The sequence below is a fragment of the Rhodococcus sp. UNC363MFTsu5.1 genome, assembly GCF_000686785.1.
Taxonomy (GTDB): domain Bacteria; phylum Actinomycetota; class Actinomycetes; order Mycobacteriales; family Mycobacteriaceae; genus Rhodococcus_G; species Rhodococcus_G maanshanensis.
In genome coordinates this window covers 125,468-151,591 of sequence record NZ_JMLO01000003.1, presented here as the reverse complement: position 1 = coordinate 151,591, position 26,124 = coordinate 125,468, and the positions used below count along the sequence as shown (strand labels likewise).

General features: G+C 68.9%; 26 protein-coding genes. 21 read left to right on the top strand and 5 right to left on the bottom strand.

Annotated elements, in window-relative coordinates:
• Positions 1 to 34 precede the first annotated feature (34 nt).
• From rfbD to BR31_RS0106145, 4 genes are read left to right on the top strand one after another with little or no spacing between them, the layout of a single operon-like run.
• The gene (rfbD, locus tag BR31_RS0106160; protein WP_027500206.1) at positions 35 to 895 is read left to right on the top strand and encodes a dTDP-4-dehydrorhamnose reductase; all 861 of its coding nucleotides are present in this window, start codon (positions 35 to 37) and stop codon (positions 893 to 895) included.
• Between the two features lie 10 nt (positions 896 to 905).
• The gene (locus tag BR31_RS0106155; protein WP_027500205.1) at positions 906 to 1,799 is read left to right on the top strand and encodes a glycosyltransferase family 2 protein; all 894 of its coding nucleotides are present in this window, start codon (positions 906 to 908) and stop codon (positions 1,797 to 1,799) included.
• The gene (locus BR31_RS0106150; protein ID WP_051637005.1) at positions 1,789 to 2,883 is read left to right on the top strand and encodes a mannose-1-phosphate guanylyltransferase; all 1,095 of its coding nucleotides are present in this window, start codon (positions 1,789 to 1,791) and stop codon (positions 2,881 to 2,883) included. The genes BR31_RS0106155 and BR31_RS0106150 overlap by 11 nt, the downstream gene beginning before the upstream one ends.
• Before the next feature lie 44 nt (positions 2,884 to 2,927).
• Positions 2,928 to 3,713 (top strand): SGNH/GDSL hydrolase family protein, encoded by a 786-nt coding sequence (locus BR31_RS0106145; RefSeq protein WP_027500203.1) that lies wholly within the window; start codon positions 2,928 to 2,930, stop codon positions 3,711 to 3,713.
• Between the two features lie 37 nt (positions 3,714 to 3,750).
• On the opposite strand, the gene BR31_RS0106140 is transcribed toward BR31_RS0106145, so the two are convergent.
• Genes BR31_RS0106140 through cofD form a run of 3 tightly spaced genes read right to left on the bottom strand, consistent with a single transcriptional unit; the run spans position 3,751 to position 6,610 of the window.
• The gene (locus BR31_RS0106140; RefSeq protein WP_027500202.1) at positions 3,751 to 4,299 is read right to left on the bottom strand and encodes an NUDIX hydrolase; all 549 of its coding nucleotides are present in this window, start codon (positions 4,297 to 4,299) and stop codon (positions 3,751 to 3,753) included.
• The gene (locus tag BR31_RS0106135) at positions 4,296 to 5,639 is read right to left on the bottom strand and encodes a coenzyme F420-0:L-glutamate ligase (RefSeq protein ID WP_027500201.1); all 1,344 of its coding nucleotides are present in this window, start codon (positions 5,637 to 5,639) and stop codon (positions 4,296 to 4,298) included. The genes BR31_RS0106140 and BR31_RS0106135 overlap by 4 nt, the downstream gene beginning before the upstream one ends.
• Positions 5,636 to 6,610: a 2-phospho-L-lactate transferase gene (cofD, locus tag BR31_RS32100; RefSeq protein WP_027500200.1), complete on the bottom strand. Its 975-nt coding sequence runs from the start codon at positions 6,608 to 6,610 to the stop codon at positions 5,636 to 5,638. The genes BR31_RS0106135 and cofD overlap by 4 nt, the downstream gene beginning before the upstream one ends.
• Positions 6,611 to 7,085: 475 nt before the next feature.
• On the opposite strand from cofD, the gene BR31_RS27570 reads away from it, so the two are divergent.
• Positions 7,086 to 7,319 carry a WhiB family transcriptional regulator gene (locus BR31_RS27570; protein WP_027500199.1) on the top strand — a complete coding sequence of 78 codons (234 nt, stop codon included), beginning with the start codon at positions 7,086 to 7,088 and terminating at the stop codon, positions 7,317 to 7,319.
• A gap of 28 nt (positions 7,320 to 7,347) precedes the next feature.
• Here BR31_RS27570 and BR31_RS0106120 read toward each other — a convergent pair whose 3' ends face one another.
• Positions 7,348 to 7,842, bottom strand: a complete 495-nt coding sequence (locus BR31_RS0106120) for a metallopeptidase family protein (protein ID WP_072752316.1) — start codon at positions 7,840 to 7,842, stop codon at positions 7,348 to 7,350.
• Positions 7,843 to 7,923: 81 nt separating this feature from the next.
• Here BR31_RS0106120 and BR31_RS0106115 point away from each other — a divergent pair, with 81 nt between their 5' ends.
• From BR31_RS0106115 to BR31_RS27560, 6 genes are all read left to right on the top strand, one after another.
• On the top strand, positions 7,924 to 8,316 hold the full coding sequence (locus BR31_RS0106115) for a DUF3499 domain-containing protein (protein WP_027500197.1): 393 nt from the start codon (positions 7,924 to 7,926) through the stop codon (positions 8,314 to 8,316).
• 71 nt (positions 8,317 to 8,387) lie between these two features.
• Positions 8,388 to 9,752 (top strand): phosphomannomutase/phosphoglucomutase, encoded by a 1,365-nt coding sequence (locus tag BR31_RS0106110; protein ID WP_027500196.1) that lies wholly within the window; start codon positions 8,388 to 8,390, stop codon positions 9,750 to 9,752.
• 59 nt (positions 9,753 to 9,811) lie between these two features.
• Positions 9,812 to 10,924 carry a hypothetical protein gene (locus BR31_RS0106105; RefSeq protein WP_027500195.1) on the top strand — a complete coding sequence of 371 codons (1,113 nt, stop codon included), beginning with the start codon at positions 9,812 to 9,814 and terminating at the stop codon, positions 10,922 to 10,924.
• The gene (manA, locus tag BR31_RS0106100) at positions 10,924 to 12,156 is read left to right on the top strand and encodes a mannose-6-phosphate isomerase, class I (RefSeq protein ID WP_027500194.1); all 1,233 of its coding nucleotides are present in this window, start codon (positions 10,924 to 10,926) and stop codon (positions 12,154 to 12,156) included. Before BR31_RS0106105 ends, manA begins: the two co-directional genes overlap by 1 nt.
• 103 nt (positions 12,157 to 12,259) lie before the next feature.
• Entirely contained in the window at positions 12,260 to 13,789 is a 1,530-nt protein-coding gene (locus BR31_RS27565; RefSeq protein WP_051637002.1) for an amino acid permease, read from the top strand.
• 25 nt (positions 13,790 to 13,814) lie between these two features.
• Positions 13,815 to 15,080 carry an MFS transporter gene (locus tag BR31_RS27560; protein ID WP_231496393.1) on the top strand — a complete coding sequence of 422 codons (1,266 nt, stop codon included), beginning with the start codon at positions 13,815 to 13,817 and terminating at the stop codon, positions 15,078 to 15,080.
• On the opposite strand, the gene BR31_RS0106085 is transcribed toward BR31_RS27560, so the two are convergent.
• Positions 15,058 to 16,062 (bottom strand): iron-siderophore ABC transporter substrate-binding protein, encoded by a 1,005-nt coding sequence (locus tag BR31_RS0106085; RefSeq protein ID WP_037175723.1) that lies wholly within the window; start codon positions 16,060 to 16,062, stop codon positions 15,058 to 15,060. The two genes, BR31_RS27560 and BR31_RS0106085, sit on opposite strands and share 23 nt — an antisense overlap.
• A 172-nt stretch (positions 16,063 to 16,234) precedes the next feature.
• On the opposite strand from BR31_RS0106085, the gene BR31_RS0106080 reads away from it, so the two are divergent.
• The 10 genes from BR31_RS0106080 to lpqB all read left to right on the top strand — a co-directional run bounded on the left by BR31_RS0106080 (position 16,235) and on the right by lpqB (position 26,097).
• The gene (locus BR31_RS0106080; RefSeq protein ID WP_037175721.1) at positions 16,235 to 17,449 is read left to right on the top strand and encodes an alkane 1-monooxygenase; all 1,215 of its coding nucleotides are present in this window, start codon (positions 16,235 to 16,237) and stop codon (positions 17,447 to 17,449) included.
• Positions 17,450 to 17,451: 2 nt separating this feature from the next.
• Positions 17,452 to 17,616 (top strand): rubredoxin, encoded by a 165-nt coding sequence (locus BR31_RS30950; RefSeq protein ID WP_072752452.1) that lies wholly within the window; start codon positions 17,452 to 17,454, stop codon positions 17,614 to 17,616.
• On the top strand, positions 17,616 to 17,789 hold the full coding sequence (locus BR31_RS0106075) for a rubredoxin (protein ID WP_027500191.1): 174 nt from the start codon (positions 17,616 to 17,618) through the stop codon (positions 17,787 to 17,789). Before BR31_RS30950 ends, BR31_RS0106075 begins: the two co-directional genes overlap by 1 nt.
• A complete protein-coding gene (locus BR31_RS0106070) occupies positions 17,786 to 19,024 on the top strand; it encodes an NAD(P)/FAD-dependent oxidoreductase (protein WP_027500190.1) in 1,239 nt (412 codons plus the stop codon). Before BR31_RS0106075 ends, BR31_RS0106070 begins: the two co-directional genes overlap by 4 nt.
• Positions 19,025 to 19,032: 8 nt before the next feature.
• Positions 19,033 to 19,671 (top strand): TetR/AcrR family transcriptional regulator, encoded by a 639-nt coding sequence (locus BR31_RS0106065; RefSeq protein WP_081830341.1) that lies wholly within the window; start codon positions 19,033 to 19,035, stop codon positions 19,669 to 19,671.
• Positions 19,672 to 19,738: 67 nt separating this feature from the next.
• The gene (gene ahcY, locus BR31_RS0106060; RefSeq protein ID WP_027500188.1) at positions 19,739 to 21,220 is read left to right on the top strand and encodes an adenosylhomocysteinase; all 1,482 of its coding nucleotides are present in this window, start codon (positions 19,739 to 19,741) and stop codon (positions 21,218 to 21,220) included.
• A gap of 11 nt (positions 21,221 to 21,231) precedes the next feature.
• A complete protein-coding gene (locus tag BR31_RS0106055; RefSeq protein WP_027500187.1) occupies positions 21,232 to 21,873 on the top strand; it encodes a dTMP kinase in 642 nt (213 codons plus the stop codon).
• A gap of 65 nt (positions 21,874 to 21,938) precedes the next feature.
• Positions 21,939 to 22,619: an MtrAB system response regulator MtrA gene (mtrA, locus tag BR31_RS0106050; RefSeq protein ID WP_027500186.1), complete on the top strand. Its 681-nt coding sequence runs from the start codon at positions 21,939 to 21,941 to the stop codon at positions 22,617 to 22,619.
• Positions 22,616 to 24,349 (top strand): MtrAB system histidine kinase MtrB, encoded by a 1,734-nt coding sequence (gene mtrB, locus BR31_RS0106045; protein WP_027500185.1) that lies wholly within the window; start codon positions 22,616 to 22,618, stop codon positions 24,347 to 24,349. The genes mtrA and mtrB overlap by 4 nt, the downstream gene beginning before the upstream one ends.
• Complete coding sequence (lpqB, locus tag BR31_RS0106040; protein ID WP_027500184.1) at positions 24,346 to 26,097, top strand: MtrAB system accessory lipoprotein LpqB; 1,752 nt, start codon at positions 24,346 to 24,348, stop codon at positions 26,095 to 26,097. The genes mtrB and lpqB overlap by 4 nt, the downstream gene beginning before the upstream one ends.
• The last annotated feature ends 27 nt before the right edge of the window (positions 26,098 to 26,124 follow it).

Genomic DNA, 26,124 nt, shown 5'->3' with positions numbered 1-26,124 from the left:
TGTGTCCGCGGACCGGCGTGCCAGACTTTCCTCTGTGAGAAAGATCTTTGTGACCGGGGCCGGTGGCCAGCTCGGCACGCAGTTGCTGCGTCGCGGTACCGCGGCAGGTCTGGACGTTGTCGGATTCGGGTCGAGAGACCTCGACATCACCGATGGTGAGGCGGTCGACAGGGTCGTCGAGCCCGGCACCGTCGTCATCAACTGCGCCGCATACACCGCGGTCGATGCGGCCGAATCCGACGAGCAGGCTGCCGAGCGGGTGAACGTGCTCGGGCCGCGGAATCTGGCGTCGGCGACCGCGCGTGTCGGCGCCCGCCTGATCCACGTGTCGACGGATTACGTGTTCGCTGGCGACGCGGACCGACCGTACGAGACCGACGCGGCCACCGGTCCGAGGACCGCATACGGTCGGACCAAGCTCGACGGTGAGCGTGCGGTGCTCGCCGCGGACCCGACGGCCCTGGTGGTACGGACCGCGTGGGTCTACACCGGCATCGGCGCGGATTTCGTGGCCACGATGCGGCGCCTGGAGCGCGAACGCGACACGGTCGACGTGGTCGACGACCAGATCGGGTCGCCGACCTATGCGGGTGACCTCGCCGACGGTTTGTTGCAGCTGGCCGGTTCGCCCGCGGTGCCGGGAGGGGTGCTGCACGCGACGAACTCCGGCCAGGCGAGCTGGTTCGATCTCGCAAGGGCGGTGTTCGCCGGGGTCGGGGCCGACCGGGAGCGGGTGCACCCGTGCACCAGCGCCCAGTTCGTGCGGCCCGCGCCGCGGCCTGCGTACTCGGTGCTGTCGGGGGCGTCATGGGTCGGCGCAGGCCTGACCCCGCTGCGGCCGTGGCAGGAGGCGCTGACGGCGGCCCTGGCGCAGTTGCCGCCGGCCAACGACTAGGGTTGCCGGCGTGAGTTCGCAGCTGGCCGTGGTGACGGTGACCTATTCGCCGGGCAAGCACCTTCAGAGTTTCCTGGACACCCTCGAGGGCGCCACGACCTTGCAGACCCAGGTCATCATGGCCGACAACGGGTCGACGGACGGTGCTCCCGAGGCCGCCCTGGAACAGAATTCGAATGTGCGCCTGCTGCGCACGGGTGGGAACATCGGCTACGGCGGCGCCATCAACCGCGCGGTCGCCGAGCTGGACCCCGATGCCGAGTTCGTGGTGATCGCCAATCCCGATCTCCGCTGGGACGCCGGATCCCTCGACCTGCTGCTCGAAGCGGCACAGCGTTGGCCGCGCGCGGGCGCCCTCGGTCCGATGGTGCTGGAACCGGACGGCAGCGTGTACCCGTCGGCGCGTCAGGTCCCCGGGCTCGTCTCGGGCGCAGGCCACGCTCTCCTCGGCAGCGTCTGGCCGTCCAATCCGTGGACCCAGCGGTACCGCCAGGAGAACGAGCAGGTGTCCGAGCGCCCCGTTGGGTGGCTCTCGGGGTCCTGCCTGCTGGTGCGTCGCGCCGCATTCGACTCGATCAACGGGTTCGACTCCCGGTACTTCATGTACATGGAGGACGTCGACTTCGGCGATCGGCTCGGCCGCGCGGGCTGGCACAACGTGTTCGTGCCCTCGGCGGAGGTGACCCACGCCAAGGGACATGCGGCAGGGCGGCATCCCGAGCTGATGCTGCCTGCACATCACCAGAGCGCCTACCGCTTCCAGGCCGATCGGCATCCGCATTGGTGGCAGGCGCCGCTCCGGTGGGCGCTGCGCGGCGGTCTCGCGGTGCGGTCGAAGGTGGCCGTCGCGGCGGCGGTACGGAACAGGGCGAAGAACGAGGGGACTGCAGACGATGGTGAATGACCAAGTGGCGAGCGAACCGAACGTGGACGCGGTGGTTCTCGTCGGAGGCAAGGGCACCAGGCTGCGGCCGCTGACGCTCTCGGCGCCGAAGCCCATGCTGCCGACGGCGGGTCTGCCCTTCCTGCAGCACCTGCTGGCGCGCATCGGCGCGGCCGGGATCAAGCACGTCGTGCTCGGTACCTCGTTCAAGGCCGAGGTCTTCGAGGAGTACTTCGGCGACGGGTCGTCGATGGGTCTTGAGATCGAGTACGTCACCGAGACCGAGCCGCTCGGCACCGGCGGCGGTATCAGGAACGTGCTGCCCAAGCTTCGCGCGGACAACGTGATCGTCTTCAACGGCGACGTGCTCGGCGGCACCGACCTGCGGGCCGTGCTGGACACGCACCGCACCACCGAGGCGGACGTGACCATGCACCTGGTCCGGGTGGGGGATCCGCGCGCCTTCGGTTGCGTGCCGACCGACGAGGACGGCCGCGTCACGGACTTCCTCGAGAAGACCCAGGATCCGCCGACCGACCAGATCAACGCCGGTTGCTACGTCTTCAAACGCGAGATCATCGAGAAGATCCCCGCCGGGCGTCCGGTCTCGGTGGAGCGCGAGGTGTTCCCCGGGCTGTTGGCCGAGGGTCGACGCGTCTTCGGGCATGTCGATGCGGCGTACTGGCGCGACATGGGCACGCCGGAGGACTTCGTCCGTGGGTCCGCGGATCTGGTGCGCGGCATCGCGCCCTCGCCCGCGCTGGACGGCCCGCGGGGAGAGTCGCTGGTGCACCCGGGCGCGGGCATCGCGCCCGGAGCGCTGCTGATCGGCGGCACGGTCGTCGGACGCGGCGCGGAGATCGGCGCGGGTGCGCGGCTCGACGGTGCGGTCGTCTTCGACGGCGCGGTCATCGAGGCGGGCGCGACGGTGGAGCGTTCGATCGTCGGATTCGGCGCCCGGATCGGTCCGCGTGCGCTGGTGCGCGATGCGGTGATCGGGGACGGCGCGGACGTCGGTGCCCGCTGCGAACTGTTGCGTGGCGCACGGGTGTGGCCGGGTGTGGCCCTGCCCGACGGCGGGGTGCGGTTCTCCACCGACGTGTGACCCCAGCCCGGTGTGAGCTGGCCCATGGTGGCAAAATCTATGCGATGAATTCGCCGGAACCTGTCTTCAATCGCTACGTCGCCCTCGGGGATTCGTTCACGGAGGGACTCGGCGATCACGACCCGGATCGGCCGAACGGCCTGCGCGGCTGGGCGGATCGTGTCGCCGAGCAGCTAGCGGCGAAGAGCAAGGATTTCCGCTACGCCAACCTCGCGGTCCGCGGCAAGCTGCTCGGGCAGATCATCGACGAACAGGTCGATCAGGCGCTGGCTCTCGGCCCGGATCTGGTCACGATCTATGGCGGCGGGAACGACCTGTTGCGCCCGTCGGTGGACATCGACGCGATGGTGGACCGCTACGACGAGGCGATCGGCAAGCTCACCGCGAGCGGGGCCACGGTCGCGATGTGGACCGCATACGACGCCGGGTGGTCGGCGGTGTTCGGCAAGGTCCGCGGCCGCACCGCGATCTACAACGAACTGGTGCGCGAGGTCGCGGACCGGCACGGCGCGGTGGTGGTCGACTTCTGGCGGTTCGACGGCTACGACGACGAACGGATGTGGGACTGGGACCGCCTGCACATGTCGACTGCCGGGCACCAGCGGATGGCGGTCGAGACCCTCGACGCGCTGGGTGTCGGTCATGCGCTTGAGGCCCCCGACCTGGGTCCGGCGCCGGAACTGAGCAAGGCCGAGCGGCGTCGGGTGAACTACATCTGGACCAAGGATTTCGTCGGTCCGTGGATCGGGCGGCGGCTGACCGGAAAGTCGTCCGGCGACACCGTGCCGGCGAGAAGGCCTGTGCTGGAGCCGATATCCGCGGAGGCCTAGCCCACCTTCGGCGATGTGGCTGCGGTCGGGGGCCCGCTCAGCGCAGCGCGGCCAGCTCCACCAGATGATCGATCGTGTCGCGCTCCGCCGACTCCGGCAGCGCGTCAACTGGCCACCAGCGCAGATCGGTCGACTCGTCGCTGACGACGATCGGTGCATCGTTCTCCGCCCAGACGAGGAACCGCAGATCGAGATGCCGTGTCGGCACGCCCAGCGAGCACGTGATGGGGTGCGTGTGCGCGGACAGCAGGACCGGGTCGATCCGCAGGCCCTCGATGCCGGACTCCTCTGTTGCCTCGCGCAGCGCCGCGTCGACGACCGTCTCGTCGGCCGCCTCGCAGTGGCCGCCGAGCTGGATCCAGCGCCCGACCCTTGGATGCAGGGTCAGCAGCACCTGCCGTCCGTCCTCGCTCAGGACCAGGGACGACGCGGTGATATGGCCGGGGGCGTGCTCGCGCAGGCAGCCGAGCGGCGCTGAGTCGAGGAACGCCAGCATGGTGTGCCGCAGCGACTCGTCGGCCGCGTTCGGGGTCCGCCAGCCCAGCAACGCCTCGCGCGCCGAACGATGCAGGGACTGTGCGCTCACATTTCCACCAGCAGGTCGCCGGGATCGTTCGGCACGCGCGGCACGAGGGGCTCGAGCGGATGACCGACGGCGATGGCGCCGAGGGCCTGCCAGTCCGCCCGCAGGCCGAGTTCGGCACGCACGAGGTCCGCCGCGAAGATGGTCGACCCGATCCAGCAGCTGCCGATTCCCTTGGTGGCCAACGACACCAGCAGCCCCTGCACGGCCGCGCCTGCGGCGACGGTGAACATTGTCTGTTCGGCCCCCGTCCTGGCCTCGTCGGGATAGCTGTGCGCGCCCTCGGGCACGCAGAACGGGATCACCAGCTCCGGCGCATCGAACAGGATGTTGCCCCGGTCGAGCCGTGCATTGATCTTCTCCAGGCTCAGCCCGTCCGCGGTGAGATCCGAGCGCCACTGCTCCCGCATCGCGTTCAGCAGTCGCCTGCGGGTCGCGGCCGTGCGGATCCACACGAAACGCACGGGTCGGGTGTGGTGCGGCGCCGGCGCCGTCAGGGCCTCCGCGATCGCCTCCCGAAGGGCCTGCGGATCAATCGATTCGGAGGAGAACTCGCGCACCGAGCGACGCAGCAGCAGGGCCTCGTTCCGGCCCCGCTCCAGTGCCTCGCCGGAGCCGAGCCAGAACAGGTCTTCCTCGCCCGGCCGCACCAGATTCCGTGCCACCGAACCGTCGTCCTCGAACTCGAACCCGCGGACCACGGCGATCGGCACGCTCCCGACCTTGCCCTTCACCAGATCGCCTGCCGCGGCGAGCTCGTCCGCGACCGCGACCTCCGTCACGTAGAGCTCGTTGCCCTGGGCGTCGACGGATCCGGCGTAGCCGTGCAGCACGGGCAGACCGGACGCGCCGATCGCGGCGTCCGTCTGCCCGACCCGCCACGCTCGTCCCATGGTGTCGGTGATGACCACTGCGACACTGACGCCGAGCAGTTCGGCCAACCGTTCACGCAATTGCCGGGCGCTCGCGTCTGGATCCTCCGGCAGCAGAGCCAGTTCGGCCGGGTCCACGTTCGAACCGTCGATGCCCGACGCCGCCTGGATGATGCCCAGTCTGTTCTCGGTGATCAGGGTGCGGCCCTTGCGGGCGACGACCCGGACCGCTTCCTGGTCCACCAGGCGCCGGCGAACGGCATCGCGTTCGTCGGGATCGGTTGGAGAGGCCACGATCCGGCCCTCGACCTTGGATACGACCTTGCTCGTCACGACCAGTACGTCGCCGTCGACCAGCCACGGCGCCTGCGCCGCGATCGCGGCGGCCAGGTCATCGCCCGGTCGGAACTCGGGAAGTCCTGGCACGGGAAGGATCTCGATGGAACCGCCGGCTCCGTGATCGCCGATCACACCGTGACCCCGGCCAGGCGCAGCGCGGCGCGCGCCATCTCGGCTGTCGTCTCCGGATCGGTCATCAGCAGCGGGACCGCCTCGACCTGCACCCCGGGGACCTGCGCGGTGTCGGTCTCGTGGACCAGCCAGCCGTCGAGGATCCCGGTGTCCGAGCGGGCGCCGTAGTAGCGGCCGATCGCCTCGGCGGTGGTCTCCACCCCGATCACCTCCAGGCATTCGTCGGCCATGCCGCGCAACGGCTTTCCGTCGATGACGGGGGACAAGCCGACGACCTTCGCCTTGCCGGTTCGCAGCGCGCCCCTGATCCCGGGCACCGCGAGGACGGCGCCGACGCTCACCACCGGGTTGGACGGTGCCAGGAGCACCGCGTCCGCATTCTCGATCGCGTCGATGACCCCTGGAGCCGGGGTGGCCTTGTCGGCGCCGACGTGCACGAAGCTGTGCGTCGGGACCTGGGCGCGGTGGCGGACCCACCATTCCTGGAAGTGGATCGCCCGCTGTTCGCCGTCGGCCGGATCGGTGATGACCACATGTGTTTCGCTGCGGTCATCGGTCACCGGGAGCAGTCGCACCCCTGGTTGCCAGCGATTGCACAGTGCCTCGGTGACCGCCGACAGCGGGTACCCGGTACGCAGCATCTGGGTCCGGATGAGGTGCGTGGCGATGTCGCGGTCGCCGAGGCCGAACCAGTCCGGCTTCGCGCCGTAGGCCGCGAGTTCCTCTTTCGCGTTCCAGGTTTCGCCGACATGACCCCAACCCCGCTCGGGGTCGATGCCGCCGCCCAGCGTGTACATGCAGGTGTCCAGGTCGGGACAGATGCGCAGACCGTGCATCCAGACGTCGTCGCCGACATTCACGACCGCGGTGATCTCGTGTGCGCCCGCGGCATCCGATTTCTCGAGCAGGCTCCGCACACCTTGCAGGAAACGGGCTCCACCGACGCCGCCGACCAATACTGTGACTCTCACAGCTCAAGAGCCTAGGCGCCTCGCGCCGGTGCGGCGGACTTGCACCGGCAGATCGGGGACAGCCGGTGCGACACGCTCGTGACGCGCACGAATGCGCCGTCGAGGCGATTCCGCCGCGTGTGGTGGTAAGGGGAATTGCCCAACAGCTTGACCCCAGCGCTCGGTGCCGTGTCTAATCACAGGTATGTCATTCCACCTTCGCCACCCGAGATCAGTTGTGGCGAACCTTGATTCGAACGTTCGTTCGGAGTGGATGACATTGTCGGGGAACGAAAGTGACCGGAATTTTCTGCGCAATCCAAGGTGAGGAGGCGGAACGATGCCCAACCAGTACGAGGGATCACGACTTCTGAGCGCGCTTGATTACGAACCGCAGACCGATTTCACAGCGAACGCAGTGGAGGGTGTTGGCGAACTTTTGGGGGAGAGGGAGCCGGTACGGCCTCAGCTGAGCCTGGTCACCGGATTTGATGAGATGTTCGAGAACATCGAAGATCAGTGGCAGGAGCGCGCCCTGTGTGCGCAGACCGATCCCGAGGCGTTCTTCCCCGAGAAGGGCGGCTCGACCCGCGAGGCCAAGCGAATCTGCCTCGGTTGCGAGGTTCGCGACGAGTGCCTCGAGTACGCGCTCTCCAATGACGAGCGATTCGGCATCTGGGGCGGGCTCTCGGAGCGCGAGCGTCGTCGGCTCAAGCGGGGAATCATCTAGAGCCGAATCGTTTAGGGCTCAAGTACTTTCAGTCCTCCGGCTCGCCACCTAGCTCCGGGTCGATGACTTCGGGGTCGACCCCGAGGTAGGTGGCGACCTGCCGGACCAACACCTCGTTCAGCAGATCGACGAGGTCTTCCTGACGCTTGGCGCGCAATTCGAGGGGTCGGCGGAACAGGACCAGTCGCGCTCTTGTCGCGGCGCCGTGCCGGTCCACGCCGGCCGGTACCAGTCGCGAGAGCGGCACCGGTCCCTCCGCCACCACCTCCGGCGGCCAGGTGACCGAATCGGGGTCGAGCGCGCGGATCTTCGGCACCTCGTCGACGGCGATGTCGAGCTTGGTGATCCGCTCGTGCCAGCGGGCGTCGATCGGGGCGAACGCCTCCAGGACCAGCATGTCGAACTTCTCCGCCCTGCTGCGCCATGCGGGCACGCTCACCGGGAGCACTGGTCCGCGGATCCCGCGTCCCCGTCGAGCGGCCGATCGGGAGGTCAACGGTCGTCCGTGTCGGGCTCTGCGCATGAAGGTCAATCCTACCGACACCCATCGGCTTCCGGTGTGTCCGAGTAGGAGCCTGCGGGTCCGCCAGCTACCCTCATCTGCGTGAGAGCACTGCGTCGATGCTGCCGGCCTGGGTGTAAGAACCCCGCCGTTGCGACGCTGACGTATGTCTATTCGGACTCGACGGCAGTGGTCGGTCCGCTCGCCACCGTCGACGAACCGCATTCCTGGGACCTGTGCGAGACGCACGCCTCCCGGATCACCGCGCCGAAGGGCTGGGAGCTGGTCCGCTACGAGGGCGGTTTCTCCACCAGCACCCCGGACGAGGACGACCTCACGGCACTCGCCGAGGCCGTCCGCGAGGCCGGCATGCCCGAGCGCGGATCCGTCGATTCCGCGTCGTCGGGTTCGGTGGACACGGTGCACGCGCCCGTCCAGGCCCCGCGCACCGGTCGTCGCGGGCATCTGCGGGTTCTGCCAGATCCCACGAACTGACCCGCGCGGCACCCGGCACTAGGCTGGCGGTGCACCGATCAAGACCGTCCCCGAACGCAGGAGTTATCGCAGTGTCACGTCCCGCCGAATCCGTCCATGCCGTCATCAAGGCATACGACGTCCGCGGGGTGGTGGGCGAACAGATCGATGTCGACTTCGTGCGTGATGTCGGCGGGGCGTTTGCGCGCCTGGTCCGCGATGACGCCGGCCGCGTGGTCATCGGTTACGACATGCGGGAGTCGTCGCCGGAGCTCGCGAACGCCTTCGCGGAAGGTGTGACGGCCCAGGGGCTCGACGTCGTCCTGATCGGCCTCGCCTCCACCGATCAGCTGTATTTCGCGTCCGGACTGCTCGATTGCCCGGGTGCCATGTTCACGGCGAGCCACAACCCGGCGAAGTACAACGGGATCAAGCTGTGCCGCGCCGGTGCCAAGCCGGTCGGTCAGGACACCGGGCTGGCGACGATCTCGGCAGAGGTCATCGCGGGCGTGCCCGGCTTCGACGGCGAGGCCGGGTCGGTCAGCGAGCAGGACGTGCTGACGGAGTACGCCGACTTCGTCCGCGGACTCGTTGACCTGTCGTCCATGAAGCCGATGTCGGTCGCGGTGGACGCGGGCAACGGCATGGGCGGGCACACCGTCCCCGCGGTGTTCGAACCGCTGCCGCTGTCGGTGGATCCGATGTACTTCGAGCTCGACGGGAACTTCCCGAACCACGAGGCCAACCCGCTCGACCCGAAGAACCTGGTGGACCTGCAGGATCGGGTCCGGCAGACCGGCGCGGACATCGGCCTCGCGTTCGACGGTGACGCGGACCGCTGCTTCGTCGTCGACGAGCTCGGCAACCCGGTGTCGCCGTCCGCCGTGACCGCGCTGGTCGCGGAGCGGGAACTCACCAAGGAGCCCGGCGCCACGATCATCCACAACCTGATCACCTCCAGGGCGGTGCCCGAGCTGGTGACCGAGCTCGGCGGCACCCCCGTCCGAACCAGGGTCGGGCACTCGTTCATCAAGCAGCAGATGGCGGAGACCGGGGCGATCTTCGGCGGCGAGCACTCGGCGCACTACTACTTCCGCGACTTCTGGGGCGCCGACTCCGGCATGCTCGCCGCGCTGCACGTGCTCGCGGCGCTGGGTGAGCAGGATCGCCCGCTGTCCGACCTGATGAAGAGCTACGAGCGCTACGAGGCCTCCGGCGAGATCAACTCGACGGTCGCGGACGCCGCCGAACGGACCGCCGCCGTCCTCGCCGCCTTCTCGGGCCGCACGAAGTCCGTCGACCGTCTCGACGGCGTCACGGTCAACCTCGGTCATGGCGCGTGGTTCAACCTGCGCGCCTCGAACACCGAGCCCCTGTTGCGGCTGAACGTGGAGGCGCGGACGGTGGAAGAGGTCGATGCGCTGGTGGCTGAGATACTTGGTGTCGTGCGCGCCTAGCGGACACGGGAACAGCCGTAGAATTCTTGCCCCGGGCAGAGCGAGAGAGGAAGGACGCCATGACGGCTCCGTCACACCTTCTCGACCTCGATGATTCCGCAAGCATCACCGCAGCCGATTCCGAGGGATCGCTGCGGTCCGCCGCGCTCGGTGGGGCGCAGGTGCGGGCCACCGCGGAGACGGTCGGCGAGGGTGCCCTCGATCGGATCAGGGACCTTCGCCCGCGCAGCATCGTCCTGGTGACCGGCGGTGGCCGCGCAGGCCGGGCCGCGTCGGTGCTCACCAGTGCGCTCGGCGCGCGGATCGGCGTGCCGATCCTGCATCTGCCCGCGGTCCCGCCGTGGGTCGGCTCGCTCGATGTCGTCGTCGTGGCGGGCGAGGACGCGGGGGATCCACGGTTGCTGGCCGCGGTCGACTCGGCGCTGCGCCGTGGCGCCGAGGTGGTGATCGCCGCGCCGGACGAGGGGCCGCTCCGAGCCGCGGGGGCCGGTCGGGCGATGCAGCTGCCGCCGCGCCTTCGCGTCGCCGACCAGCACGGGTTCCTGCGATACCTGTCCGCCGGTCTCGCGGTGCTGACCGTTCTCGGACCGTCGCGCACCGACAACCTGCTTCCCGACCTGCACGAGCTCGCCGACGCGGTGGACGCGGAGGCGCTGCGCGGTCACCCGGCCAACGAGGTGTTCCACAATCCCGCGAAGTCGCTGGCGGTGCGCATGCGTGGACGCCGGGTGGTGCTCGCGGGCGACGGCCCGTCCACCAGTGCGCTCGCGCGGCACGGAGCCGAGGTGCTCATGCGTACCGCGGGCGCGGTGGTCGCGGCGGCCGACCTCGGTGATGTGGTGGCCTCGGCCACACGATTCGCGTCCGGCGGATCCGCCGCGCAGGCCGCTGGATACGATCCGATCTTCCATGACGAGGAACTCGACGGTCCGCCACCGAGCAATCCGGTGCGGGTCTTCGTGCTGTCGAGCGCGGCCGCCAAGGTCACGGCATCACGCCGGATCGCGGTCCTGCCGGATGCCGAGCTGGTACTCGCCGTGGAGGACGACGAAGACATCGACAAGGGGGGCCGGGAGATGGCTGGGGAGCGCACCGAGATCGAGCAGCTGGCGGTGGTGGCCGTACGCCTCGAGATGGCCGCGGCCTATCTGCAGTTGATCGGCGGTAGCTAGTGCAGTTGCTTGAAGGCGCGCTGCGCACCTACGCCTGGGGCTCGCGCACCGCGATCGCCGAACTGTGCGGCAGGCCCGTGCCGTCGAACCATCCGGAGGCCGAGGTCTGGCTGGGCGCCCATCCGGCCGACCCGGCACGTCTGCTCGGCGGTGCGGACCCGGTCTCGCTGCTCGAGGCGGTCGACGCCGACCCGGCCGGCCAGCTCGGTGACCGGGCGCGGGCCGAGTTCGGCGACCGGTTGCCGTTCCTGCTCAAGCTGCTCGCGGCCGAGGAACCGCTGTCGCTGCAGGCCCACCCGAGTGCCGTTCAGGCCAAGGAGGGCTTCCAGCGCGAGGAGTCCGCGGGGATCCCGCTCGACTCGCCGGTGCGCAACTATCGCGACGACAGTCACAAGCCGGAACTGGTGGTGGCCCTGACCCGGTTCGAGGTGCTCGCCGGGTTCCGGGATCCGCATCGGACCGTCGAGTTGCTCAGGGCCCTCGAGGTGCCTGCGCTCGACCACTACATCGCTCTCCTTGCGGGACAGCCCGATTCGTCGGGACTGCGGGCGCTGTTCACCACCTGGATCACGCTGCCGCCGCCCGCGCTCGAAGCGCTGCTCCCGCAGATTCTCGAGGGTTGTGTGCGTTACCTGTCGGGTGGGCCCGGCACGCGGCCGTACACCGCGGAACTGCGGACCGTGCTCGGCCTCGGTGAGTCCTACCCGGGCGACGCGGGCGTGCTGGCCTCGCTGTTGTTGAACCGGATCACCCTGCAGCCGGGTGAGGGTCTCTACGTCGCGGCCGGAAACCTGCATGCGTACCTGCACGGGCTCGCCGTCGAGGTGATGGCGAACTCGGACAACGTGTTGCGTGGCGGGCTCACCCCCAAACACGTCGACGTGCCGGAGCTGTTGCGGGTGCTCGACTTCGAGCCGCTCACCGGTCCGGTGCTGACGCCGTCCGCGCTCCCCGGTACCGCTACTGTCGTCTACGAGACGCCCGCCCCCGAGTTCGCGCTGACCCGGGTGGACCTGGACCGGTCCGGCGATCGGCACCCCGCCTCGGTGGAGTTCGCACTCGCCGGTCCGCGGATACTGTTGTGCACCTCCGGATCGGTCACCCTTCGGAGCGGCGGAACGACCCTTGAGCTCGAGCAGGGCAGCGCGGCGTGGGTCGCGGCCTCGGATCCGGAGCTCGTGGCCGTCGCCAGGACCGCGACCGCGCAGGTGTTCAGCGCCGCAGTCGGGTGAACACCCGGCGCCGGCCTCGCGACCGGCGCGCCAGGGCGGCGAAACTCGTGTGAGGCGTGCCCGGCGCAATAGGCTTGCCGCATTCCCTCACGAGGAGGCAGCGATGGGATCCGGGATTTTCAGAACGAAGTCGGTCGAGCAGTCGATCGCGGACACCGACGAGCCGGACAGCAAGCTCCGGAAGGATCTGACGGCCTGGGACCTGACGGTCTTCGGCGTCGCGGTGGTGGTCGGTGCGGGCATCTTCACGCTGACCGCGCGCACCGCGGGCAACGTCGCAGGGCCCTCGGTCTCACTCGCGTTCGTGCTCGCCGCCATCGCGTGCGGCCTGGCCGCGCTGTGTTACGCGGAATTCGCCTCGACAGTCCCGGTCGCGGGCAGCGCGTACACCTTCTCCTACGCCACCTTCGGCGAGTTCATCGCGTGGATCATCGGCTGGGATCTGATCCTGGAATTCGCCCTGGCCGCCTCGGTGGTGGCCAAGGGGTGGTCGCTGTACCTCGGCAACGTGATCGGCGCCGAGGGATCGACCGTCGTCGAATTGGGGCCGGTCGACTTCGACTGGGGCTCGGTGCTGCTGATCGCGGCGCTGACGGTGATCCTGGCGACCGGGACGAAGCTGTCGTCCCGGGTCTCCGCCGTCATCACCGGGATCAAGGTGGGTGTCGTCCTGCTGGTGATCGTGGTCGGTGCGTTCTACATCAGCAAGGACAACTACTCGCCGTACATCCCGCCGTCGGAGCCCGGTGACACCGGCGAGGGCATCCACCAGTCGCTCTTCTCCTACCTCACGGGCGCGGGCGGCAGCACCTATGGCTGGTACGGCCTGCTCGCCGCCTCCAGCCTGGTCTTCTTTGCGTTCATCGGATTCGACGTCGTGGCCACCACGGCAGAGGAGACGAAGAATCCGCAGAAGTCGTTGCCGAGGGGCATCCTCGGATCGCTGGCCATCGTCACCGTCCTGTACGTCGCGGTGACCCTGGTGCTCACCGGAATGGTCAAGTACACCGATCTCGCGGGGGAGAACTCGACCCTGGCAACGGCATTCGAGATCCACGGAATCACCTGGGCTCAGTGGGTGATCAACCTGGGCGCCCTCGCCGGTCTCACCACGGTCGTCCTGGTGATGTTGCTCGGTCAGACCCGGGTGCTGTTCGCGATGTCCCGGGACGGACTGATGCCGAGGAAGCTGGCGCACACCGGCCCGCACGGGACCCCGGTGCGGATCACCGTCATCGTCGGCGTGGTCTCGGCCGTGCTGGCCGGTTTCTTCCCGATGGGCACGCTCGAGGAGATGGTCAACATCGGCACCCTCTTCGCGTTCGTGCTCGTGTGTGTCGGGGTGATCATCCTGCGTCGCACGCGGCCCGACCTGCCTCGCGGCTTCAAGGTGCCGCTGGTGCCGGTGGTCCCGATCCTCGCGGTGCTCGCCTGCCTGTGGCTGATGCTCAACCTGTCGGTGGAGACCTGGATCCGCTTCGTCGTCTGGATGGCCATCGGCATCGTCGTCTACTTCCTGTACGGATACCGGCATTCGATGGTGGGCCTACGGGCCACCCCGAAGCCGGGAGTGGAGGCCGAGGCGCTCGGTCACCTCGGCGGCCCCGAGGGGCCTGGCGGGGTCGGGCTCTGACCCTGGCCGACTAGGCTGACCTCTCGTGCTGCGCGCCCGACCGCTCGACCCCGTTGGCCGGGCGTTCCGGACGGCACGCACCTTGCCCGCGCCGGTGCGCCTGATCCTCGTCTCGATGATCCTGTTCAACATCGGCTTCTACCTGGTCGTCCCCTTCCTCGCGGTGCACCTGGCCCAGGACCTGCACCTGGCGGGCTGGGCGATCGGCCTCGTCCTCGGGCTGCGGACGTTCAGTCAGCAGGGCATGTTCTTCGTCGGTGGCAGCCTGGCCGACAGGTTCGGCGTGCGGCCGATGGTGTTGCTGGGCATCGCGATCCGCGTGGTCGGGTTCGTGGTGCTCGGCGTCGCGTCGACGCTGGCCGCGATGATCGTCGGCGTGGTCCTGGTGGGGTTGGCCGCGGCGCTGTTCGCCCCTGCGGTCGAGGCCGCGAACGCCGCCTACGGGAGGGGGCTGGAGGAGGCCGGGGTGATCCGGCGTACCGAACTGTTCGGTATCGAGCAGATGTGCAGCCGACTGGGCACGGTGGTCGGGCCTGCCCTCGGGGCGCTGCTGCTCGGGGTGCCCTTCGAGTGGACCGCGGTGTCCGCCGCGGTCCTGTTCGCGGGTCTGGGCGTGATGTTCGCGCGCTGGCTGCCCGCGGACGCGTCGACCTCCCACGACCGGGCGGGGTCCTCGAGTCTGCATGAGGTCTGGCGATCGGTCCTCGCGAACCGCGGGTTTCTCGTCTTCGTGGCGCTGTGCGGTGTGCAACTGCTCGCCTACAACCAGCTCTACCTGATGCTGCCCGAACAGCTGGAGCGGGCGACCGGATCGCAGGCCGCGCTCGGGTGGTTCTTCACGGGTTCCGCGGTGCTGGTGATCGTCGGGCAGGCGCCGATGGTGGCCCTTGCGAACCGGCTCGGTCACCGGGCCGCGATCACGCTCGGCATGGCCACCATCGCCGCGTCGTTCGTCTTCCCTGTGGTCGCGCCGGGGCCGGCCGGGCTGGCGTCGTGGGTGGTGGCGCTGCACCTGGGGCAGATGCTGATGGTGCCCCCGATGCGCGACACCATCGGCGTCCTCGCGGGCGAGCGCAACCTGGGCTCGCATTTCGGGATGCTCAACACCGTCGGTGGAATGCTGACCCTTCTCGGTTCACTCGGGGTCGGCGTGCTCTACGACGGGGTCGACGATGGCAACCTGTCCGCGGCCGCGCCCTGGTGGACGCTGGCCGCGGTGGTCGCCGCCGCGGCGGTCGGGATCTGGTGGTGGATGTCCCGGGCGCGGGTCAGCCGATCGATGTCCGGCTGATCCGTTCGAGCAGGTCGTCGACCACGAACGGAATCGTCAGCGGGTTCGGCATGGACACGGCATCGCTGGTCACAGCATCGAGCCCGACCATGCGTCCGCTCCGCACCACGTCCAGTGCGGTGAAGGTCGGCAGCGCGTTCAGCCGCTCACTCGAGGCGTCGTAGTTGTCGATCACCAGCAGGTCCGCCTCGAGAAGGGCGAGGTTCTCCGCCGACACGTCGGTGTAGAGCGCGTCACCGAATCGGTCGCGCAACTGCGCGGGCATCGTGAAGCCGAGCTCGGTGAGCATCTGGCCGCGCGCGGAGGTCGGGCTGTAGACCCGGAACGTGTCGTTGGGCATGGCACGCACGAGGATCGCGGACCTGCCTGCGAACTGCGGGTTGTCGGCGCGGGCGGCGGCGAAGGCGTTCTCGACGGACGCGATCCGTTCGGCTGCGGCCTGCGGGCGTCCGACGGCCGCGCCGATCCGGGTGGTCACGTCCTGCCAGGGCAGCATCCAGTCGGTCTGGTCGGGGGCGTGCAGCACGGTCGGCGCGATGGCGCCGAGCTTGCGGTACTCGTCCTCGTCGATGGCGTTGTTCACCGCGAGGATCAGGTCGGGTGCCGCCGCGGCGACCGCCTCGACGTCGAAGTCGGCGACGGCGTTGGCCAGGACCGGGGGCCCGGCGGCCCCGTCGAGACTCGGCTGGGCCCATGCCCCGATGCCGGTGTCGACCGACCCCTTCCATGCTGGGACGAGGACCGGGGTGATGCCGAGGGAGAGCAGGACATCGGTGTCGCCGATGCCGACTGCGGCGATCCGCTGGGGGGTCTCGCTGATCGTGGTCGACCCGTATGCGTGCTCGAGGGTGACCGGCAGTTCGCCGGGTTCGGCGCTCGCTGCGCCCCCGGCGCCGGACGGTTCATCGGACTGCCCGCTGCAACCGATTGCGATTCCGGCGACGGCCACGAGGCCGATGGACAGGATGGCTCGACGGTTCATGGCTGACGCCACGCCGCACCTCTTTCTCTCAAGAATGTTGGTAAACCTCACCTTAGTTCGTGTACAAATCAGACGATTTGTATAGACACGAGACGCAATGTGGCATATCGTCCATATCTACGTGGTTCACCTCACAGTCGTGGGCCCCGCCGCAGAGGAGGCAGTCGTGGCAATGCAGGTCGATCCGGGGGCGCAGGCACCCGCCGAGCAGTGGCGAGACAAGAAGCGGCATCTGTGGCTGCTGGGGCTGATCCCGCCGACCGCCGTCTTCCTCGCGGCCGCACTGGTCTGGGGGTTCAACAACCTGGGCTGGTCCGCGGTCTCGCCGGTGTGGTGGTGGATCGGGCCGATCCTCGTGTACGGGCTGCTGCCGGTGCTCGATATCTTCTTCGGGCCGGACGGGCAGAACCCGCCCGAGGAGGTGATGGAGCAGCTCGAGAACGACAAGTACTATCGGTACTGCACGTACGTCTACATCCCGTTCCAGCTCGCGAGCCTGGTGTTCGCCTGCTACCTCTGGACCGCGGACAACCTCGCCTGGCTCGGCATCGAGGGCGGGCTGGGGCTCGCCTCCAAGATCGGACTCGCACTCAGCATCGGCGTGATGGGCGGAATCGGTATCAACACCGCCCACGAGCTCGGCCACAAGAAGGACGAACTCGAGCGGTGGCTGTCCAAGATCACCCTGGCCCAGACCTTTTACGGGCACTTCTACATCGAGCACAACCGCGGCCACCACGTCCGCGTGTCCACCCCGGAGGATCCGGCCAGTGCCCGATTCGGCGAGACCTTCTGGTCCTTCCTGCCGCGCAGCGTGTGGGGCAGCCTGAAGTCATCGTGGGAGCTCGAGAAGACCCGCATGGAGCGCCTCGGCAAGAGCACGTGGAGCATCCAGAACGATGTGCTCAACGCCTGGCTGATGTCGGTCGTCCTGTACGTCGCGCTCGTCGCCGGGTTCGGCTGGGAGGTGCTGCCCTTCCTGCTGCTGCAGGCTGTCTATGGCTTCTCGCTGCTGGAGACCGTGAACTACCTCGAGCACTATGGACTGCTTCGTCAGAAGACCGCGAGCGGCCGCTACGAGCGCTGCGCCCCTGTGCACAGCTGGAACTCGGATCACATCTGCACCAACATTTTCCTGTACCACCTGCAGCGGCACAGCGACCATCACGCGAACCCGACGCGGCGCTACCAGACGCTGCGCAGCATGGACGGCGCGCCGAACCTGCCGAGCGGATACGCCAGCATGATCTCCCTCGCGTACTTCCCGCCGGTCTGGCGCAAGGTGATGGACAAGCGCGTCCTCGACCACTACGACGGCGACATCACCCGGGTGAACGTCCAGCCCGCCAAGCGTGAGCGGATCCTCGCCCGCTACGGGGCGGCGTGATCATGGCTGCCTACCAGTGCCCGGTGTGTGACTACGTCTACGACGAATTGAAAGGTGCTCCGAGAGAAGGATTCCCGGCCGGCACCGCATGGGACTCGGTTCCCGACGACTGGTGCTGCCCGGACTGTGGAGTGCGGGAGAAGATCGACTTCGAGAGGACTGCGTGATGAAGCTCTACCGCTGTGTCCAGTGTGGGTTCGAGTACGACGAGGAGCTGGGGTGGCCCGAGGACGGTATCGCGCCCGGCACCCGCTGGGACGACATCCCCGATGACTGGAGCTGCCCCGACTGCGGCGCCGCCAAGGCCGATTTCGAGATGGTCGAGGTTGCCCGCTCGTGAGCTCGATCGTGATCGTGGGCACCGGGATCGCCGGGATCACCGCTGCCGAAACGCTACGGTCCGAGGGCTTCTCGGGCGCGGTGACCGTGATCGGCGACGAGCCCGCGCATCCGTACCGTCGGCCCGCCCTGTCGAAGGACCTGTTGCTGGGGACGATGCCCGCGGAGAAGGCCCGGCTCCGCGGCGCCGACTACTGGAACGAGCGCGGGATCGAGTTCCGCGTGTCGGTCGCCGTCATCTCGATCGACGTGGCCGCACGCACGGTCCGGCTCGACACGGGCGAGGAGCTGCCGTACGACGCGCTGCTCCTCGCGACCGGCGGCCGGGCCCGCGGCCTCGAGCACTCGGCCGGTGACGCCGTGATGGCGCTGCGGTCGATGCACGACGTGGCACCGCTGCGCGCCGCCATCGAACGGACGAACTCGATCCTGGTGATCGGGGCGGGCCTGATCGGTTCCGAGGTCGCCGCCACCGCCCGCGGTCTCGGCGCCGAGGTGACGATGCTCGAAGCGGCACCCGCGCCGCTGCATCGGGTACTCCCGCCGCAGGTCGGCGAGCTGTACGAGCAGATCCACCGCGAACAGGGCGTGGCACTGCACACCTCGGTGCGGCTCACCGGGCTCGCCTCGGACGGCGCCGGAGGGGTCCGCGCCACCGCCGCCGACGGGAGAGTGTGGTCCGCGGGCGCGGCGCTGCTCGCCGTCGGAATGGTGCCGAACACGCTCCTCGCGGAGCGGGCCGGGCTCGCCACCGCGGACGGGATCGTGGTGGACGAGGGCTACGCCACCTCCGAGCCGGGTGTGTACGCGGCCGGGGACGTGGCCAACTGTCCGAACCTCGTGCTGGGCGGTCGGCATCGAACCGAGCACTGGAACTCCGCGCAGACGCAGGGCGCCGCCGCCGCGCGCGCGATGCTCGCGGGTATGGAGGGCGCATCGCCGGCACCGGCACCTGAGGTGCCCTGGTGCTGGTCCTCGCAGTACGGGCTCAATCTCCAGATCGCGGGGTGGCCACAGGCGGACGACGACACCGTCGTTCGGGGCAGCATCGCCGGGCGTGACTTCACTCTGCTCGCGCGGCGGGCAGGCCGCCTGGTCGGCGCGGTGACCCTCGGTCGGCCCAAGGACCTCCGCGCGGCGCGGGTCCTGATCGGCGGGCACCCGACGATCGACCCGGCGCTCCTGGCGGACGAGAGCCAGGACCTGACGGCGTTGAGTCAGCGGGTCCCTGTTTGACGGCCAGGATGCTTGCTGCCACTCTCGCCACCATGGCACCGACGAACCGAATCCCGTTCCAACAGGCGACCCGTACGCTGCTGCGGGATTCGGTTCTCGGCGCGATGCGGGACCTGCTGTCGGTCAAGGACTGGTCCGAGGTGACCATGACCGACGTCGCGGCCGGAGCCGGGGTCAGCAGGCAGACCGTCTACAACGAGTTCAAGTCCAGGCAGGGCCTCGCGCAGGCGTACGCGTTGCAGCTGGCGGACCGCTTCGTCGGAGCCATCGAGGACTCCATCTACGGCAACGCGGGCCGGCCGCACGTGGCCCTGGTCGAGGCGTTCACCACGTTCTTCCAGCAGAGTGCCTCCGATCCGCTGGTCCAGTCGCTGCTCACCGGTGAGGCCAAGCCGGATCTGCTGCGCCTGATCACCACCGACAGTGCCCCGCTGCTCGACCACGCCTCGGCCAGGCTCGCGGAAACATTGGAGCGCAGCTGGATTCAGGCCTCGCCTGACGAGGCCGGGATCCTCAGCCGGGGAATCGTCAGGTTGGCGATCAGCTACATCTCGATGCCACCGGATTCCGATCGCAACGTGGCCGAGGACCTGGCCCGGATCTTCGTGCCCTTCATCGAGGCGATCGTCGGCGCGACCGAGGCATAACTCGCGCGCCCGCCCCGGAAGGAAACCCGATAGCCTTACCCGAGATATCGGCAACCAGGAGAGGCAGATGACGACCTCAGTGTCTGAGAACAAGCTCGAGGCGGATACCCGCAACGGAATCGACTACAAGGTGGCGGACCTTTCGCTCGCCGAGTTCGGCCGCAAGGAGATCCGTCTCGCCGAGCACGAGATGCCGGGCCTGATGGCCCTTCGTCGTGAGTACGCCGAGGTCCTGCCGCTCAAGGGTGCCCGCATCTCCGGGTCGCTGCACATGACGATCCAGACCGCCGTGCTGATCGAGACGCTGGCCGCGCTCGGTGCCGAGGTCCGCTGGGCGTCGTGCAACATCTTCTCCACCCAGGACCACGCCGCGGCCGCGATCGTCGTCGGCCCGCACGGCACCCCCGAGGAGCCCAAGGGCATCCCCGTGTTCGCCTGGAAGGGCGAGACGCTCGAGGAGTACTGGTGGGCGGCCGAGCAGATGCTCACCTGGCCGGGCGAGCCCGCGAACATGATCCTCGACGACGGTGGCGACGCCACCATGCTGGTGCTCAAGGGTGCGCAGTTCGAGAAGGCGGGCGTCGTGCCGCCCACCGACGACGAGCACGACTCCGACGAGTACAAGGTGTTCCTCGCGCTGCTGCGCAAGTCGCTCGAGGCCGACAAGTCCAAGTGGACCACGATCGCGGAGTCCGTCAAGGGCGTCACCGAGGAGACCACCACCGGCGTGCTCCGCCTGTACCAGGTGGCGGCCGCCGGTGAGCTGACGTTCCCGGCCATCAACGTCAACGACTCGGTCACCAAGAGCAAGTTCGACAACAAGTACGGCACCCGGCACTCGCTGCTCGACGGCATCAACCGCGGCACCGACGTGCTGATCGGCGGCAAGGCGGCGCTGGTCTGCGGATACGGCGACGTCGGCAAGGGCTGCGCCGAGGCCCTGCGCGGCCAGGGTGCCCGGGTCGCGGTCACGGAGATCGACCCCATCAACGCCCTGCAGGCGCTCATGGACGGCTTCGAGGTCAAGACCGTGGAGGAGGCGATCGGCTGGGCCGACATCGTCATCACCTCGACGGGTAACAAGGACATCATCACCTTCGAGCACATGAAGCAGATGAAGCACCAGGCGATCCTGGGCAACATCGGTCACTTCGACAACGAGATCGACATGGCGGGCCTGGAGCGGGCCGCCGACGTCACCCGCGTCAACATCAAGCCGCAGGTCGACGAGTTCACGTTCGCCGACGGCCACTCGATCATCGTGCTGTCCGAGGGACGCCTGCTGAACCTGGGCAACGCCACCGGCCACCCCTCGTTCGTGATGAGCAACAGCTTCTCCAACCAGGTCATCGCGCAGATCGAGCTGTGGACGAAGCCGGACGAGTACGACAACGAGGTCTACCGGCTGCCCAAGCACCTGGACGAGAAGGTCGCGAAGATCCACGTCGAGGCACTCGGTGGCTCCCTGACCAAGCTCACCAAGGACCAGGCCGAGTACATCGGCGTGGACGTCGAGGGCCCGTACAAGCCCGAGCACTACCGGTACTGAGCAACACCGCAGTGGGAACACTGATCGCGCTGGAGGGTCTCGACGGCGCGGGCAAGCGGACGCTGGTCGACAAGCTCGTCTCCGAGCTCACGTCGGCCGGCGTCCGCGTCGCGGTGCGTACCTTCCCCCGCTACGGCGCCTCGATCCATGCGGATCTCGCGGCCGAGGCGCTCAAGGGGGCGCACGGCGACATGGCCGGGTCGGTCAACGCGATGGCCGTGCTCTTCGCGCTCGACCGCGGCGGCGCGGTGGCGGAACTGACGGAACTGCTCGAGCGCCACGACATCGTGTTGCTCGACCGGTACGTGGCCTCCAACGCGGCCTATGGGGCGGCGCGGCTGCGGCAGGGGCCGGACGGCGAGTTCGTCGAGTGGGTGCGCGAGCTGGAGTTCGAGCGTCTCGGACTGCCGCGACCGGCGCTGCAGATGCTGCTCGACGTGCCCGTCGAGCTGGCGCGTGCGCGGGCGCTGGCCAGGGAGGCGTCCGACTCGACCCGCGAACTCGACGCCTACGAGCGGGACTCGGACCTGCAGACCAGGACCGGTGCGGTGTACCGGGGACTGGCTCAACAGGAGTGGGTCTCGAGCTGGAAGCGGCTCGACCCGGACGTCGATCCGGCGGCACTCGCCGCGGATCTGGCACAGTGGATATGACGACACACTGCGCCGGACCTCACGCAACGACGGGTTCCGGCGTCCTGAGATGACACGATAGGGATATGAAGCCACGCATTCTGGTTGTCGATGACGACACGGCTCTGGCCGAGATGCTCACCATCGTGCTCCGTGGGGAGGGCTTCGAGCCCTTCGTCGTCGGGGACGGCACGCAGGCGCTGACCGCGGTCCGAGAGATCCGGCCCGACCTGGTGGTGCTCCTGGATCTGATGCTGCCGGGGATGAACGGCATCGACGTGTGCCGGGTGCTGCGTGCCGATTCCGGGGTCCCGATCGTGATGCTGACCGCGAAGACGGACACCGTCGACGTGGTGCTCGGACTCGAGTCGGGTGCCGACGACTACATCATGAAGCCCTTCAAGCCGAAGGAGCTCGTGGCCCGGGTACGGGCCCGGCTGCGGCGTACCGAGGACGAGCCGGCCGAGCTGCTCAGCATCGCCGACATCGTCATCGACGTGCCCGCGCACAAGGTCACCCGTGAGGGCCAGCTCATCGCCCTCACCCCGCTGGAGTTCGACCTCCTCGTCGCCCTGGCCCGCAAGCCCCGCCAGGTCTTCACCCGCGAGGTCCTGCTCGAGCAGGTGTGGGGATATCGCCACGCCGCCGACACCCGCCTTGTCAACGTGCACGTCCAGCGCCTGCGCGCGAAGGTAGAAACCGATCCTGAGAATCCCGAAGTGGTGCTCACGGTCAGGGGGGTCGGCTACAAGGCCGGACCGCCGTGATCCGTTTCTCTCGTACGCGGCGGCGTATCAACGGAACGTTCACGCCGCTGCTGCGCCGCTGTAGGGAACTGAGTCATTCGCTCGGGCACCTGTGGCGGCGCTCACTGCAGCTCAGGGTCGTGGTCTCGACCCTGACGCTGTCACTGGTGGTCATCACCATTCTCGGCGTGGTGCTGACCAGCCAGATCACCGATCGGTTGCTCGAGGCGAAGATCACCGCCGCCACCGAGGAGATGGACCGGGCCAGGGCCACGGTGCAGGGCGAGCTGGCGGGAGCCGACGACAGCACCTCGCTCGAGACCCAGCTCGATCAGGCCCGTGCGGCGCTGACGAACCGGGAAAGCGATGCGGGCACGGCGTCGGGCGCGGCGGGCACCTTCGACTCCGTGCTGGTGGCACCGGCGGAACCGCCGCGTCAAACCGAGTCCAGCGGTCCGATCGAGCAGATCCCCGGCAACCTCAGGGAGTTCGTCAGGAAGGATCAGGTCAGCTACCAGTTCGCGACGGTTGCGGATCCGGACGGGTATTCCGGTCCGGCGCTGATCGTCGGCAGCCCGGCGTCGACCGACGTCGCCGGCCTGCAGCTGTACCTGGTGTTCCCGCTGGCGGCCGAGGAGAAGAGCCTGTCGCTCATGCGCGGGACCATGCTCATCGGCGGCGCGGTGCTGTTGGTGTTACTGGCCGCGATCTCGATGCTCGTCGCCCGGCAGGTGGTGCTCCCGATCCGGTCGGCATCGCGGATCGCGGAGCGTTTCGCGGACGGCAGGCTCAAGGAGCGGATGCCGGTCCGTGGCGAGGACGACATGGCCAGGCTGGCCGTCTCGTTCAACGACATGGCGGAGAGCCTGTCCAAACAGATCACCCAGCTCGAGGAGTTCGGCAACCTCCAGAAGCGGTTCACCTCGGACGTCAGCCACGAGCTGCGGACCCCGCTGACCACCGTGCGGATGGCCGCGGAGTTGATCCACGACGGCAGCGCGGACCTGGATCCGGCGATGCGCCGTTCCTCCCAGCTGCTCGTCGCCGAGCTGGACCGGTTCGAGTCGCTGCTGAACGACCTGCTGGAGATCAGCCGCCACGACGCGGGCGTCGCCGAATTGTCCAACGAGCAACTGGATCTGCGGATGAGCGCGCGGGCCGCGGTGTCGACGATCCGTCACCTCGCCCGCGAATCCTCGACCGAGCTGATCCTCGATCTTCCGGACGAGCCGGTGATCGCGTCCGTCGATCCCCGACGGGTCGAGCGCATCCTGCGGAACCTGCTCGCCAACGCGATCGACCACAGCGAAGGACAGCCGGTGTTGCTCCGGCTGCGCGCGGACGCCGACGCCGCGGCGTTCATCGTGCGGGATCACGGGATCGGACTTCGCCCGGGCGAGGAGAAGCTGGTGTTCAACAGGTTCTGGCGGTCGGATCCGTCCCGGGTGCGCCGCTCCGGTGGTACCGGGCTGGGCCTGGCGATCAGCCTCGAGGACGCGCGGCTGCACGACGGCAGGCTCGAGGCGTGGGGCGAGCCGGGACAGGGGGCGTGTTTCCGGTTGACGCTGCCCCTGGTGCGCGGCCACAAGATCACCAGCAGCCCGCTTCCGCTCAAGCCCTCGACCCGCAAACACGCTCAGGGACAGCCGATTCCGGGGACCGCCCGATCCGACGACGGACTCGAGGTACGCAGCGAGTCGCTCGACCCCGATGAGGCGAGCAGCGTGCCGATGCTCAGGGAGCGGCCATGAAGGTCCGGATTGCCGCGGCGCTGGCGTCGGTTTTCGTGCTGGCCGGCTGTGCCAGCCTCCCCGACTCGTCCACCCCACAGGCGATCGGCACCATCGCGCCCAGCCCGGTCACAGGGGAGGTGCCGGTGCCGACGCCGGGCCGCGAGCCGGACCTGCTGCTGCGGGACTTCTTCGCGGCCAGCACGGACCCCGTGAACCGGCATGCTGCGGCGCGCCAGTTCCTGACCCCGGCCGCGGCGGAGCGATGGGACGATGCCGCGAGCGCGACCATCGTCGACAAGGTGGACGTGCTCCCGGAACAACGCACCGGCGACACGGCCACCTTCACCATTCGTGCGAACAAGGTCGGTCAGCTCGAGCCCGGCGGGTCCTTTCAGGCGACCGAGGGGAACTTCGAGGCCAAGATCCACCTGCGTAGGACCGACGGCCAGTGGCGGATCGACGAACTCCCGCCCGGCGTCATCATGGACCGGCCGCAGTTCCTCAAGACCTATCAGCGCAACGCCCTGTACTTCCCGGCTCCCGGCGGGAACATGGTCGTGCCCGACCTGCGCTGGATTCCGGCCCGCCAGGAGAACCTCCCGGAGCGGCTCGTGGACCTGCTGATCGCCGGTCCCAAGTCGGTGCTGGCGAACGCGGTCGGGAACGAGCTCGCCAACCTGTCGCTGCGCGCACCGGTCACCAAGGCCGATGGCAGGACCGAGGGCGTCGGCATCGGGTTCGGCGGCGTCCGCATCGACTTCCAGGGCGCGCAGGGACTCGACCAGCGTCAGCGCGAGCTGCTCGCGGCGCAGGTCGTGTGGACCCTCGCCAACGCCGAGATCTCGGGGCCGTACGTGCTGCTCGCGGACGGCAAGCCGCTCGATGAGCGGTTCCCGCAGGGGTGGAGCACCACCGATGTCGCCTCGACCAACCCGACCGCCTCGGTGAGCGCGGCCGTGGGCCTGAACGCGTTGCGCGACGGGGCGTTGGTCAGTGTCACCGATACCGGCGTGTTGCCCAGGCCCGGCTATTTCGGCTCGGCGACGAGCCTCCGGTCGATCGCGCTGTCCCGCGACGGTAAGTGGGCCGCGGGCGTGTCGGCCTCCGGACAGGCCTCCGGGACGGTTCGGACGCTGATGGCGGGCCCGATCGAAGGTGACGCGGTGCCGCTCCTCCAGGGCGGTTCGATCACCAGGCCGACCTGGTCGCCCGACAGCGGATCCGTCTGGGCGGTGGTGGACGGTTCCAGGGTGATCCGCGCGGAGCGGGACCCGGCAGGCCAGCTGTCCGTTCAGCCCGTCGATTCGAGCGCGATCGGGGGGCTGGGCGCGTCGATCACCGAACTGCGGCTGTCGAGGGACGGGGTGCGGGCGGCGATCATCGTCGACGGCAAGGTGTACGTGACCACCGTCGAGCGGAATCCGGACGGTCACTACCAGCTGGTGAACCCGCGGCCCGCCGCGGTCGGTCTCGGCAGCCCGGCGGTGGCGCTGGACTGGAGCGGCGGCGACTCCGTGGTGGTGGTGCGGGCGGCGTCCGAGATCCCGGTGGTCATGGTGTCGCAGGACGGCTCCCGGATGGACGCGCTGCCGAGCCGGAACCTGACCTCGCCGGTCGACTCCGTCGACGCCTCCCCGACGACGGTGTACGTCGGCGACGCGCGCGGGGTGTTCCAGCTGAACAACAACGACCCGGCAGGCGACAGGTACTGGCGTGAGGTGCCGGGACTGACCGGGGTCAAGGCCACGCCCGTGCTGCCGGGCTGACTGTCGTAGCGCGGGTGCACACTGCGG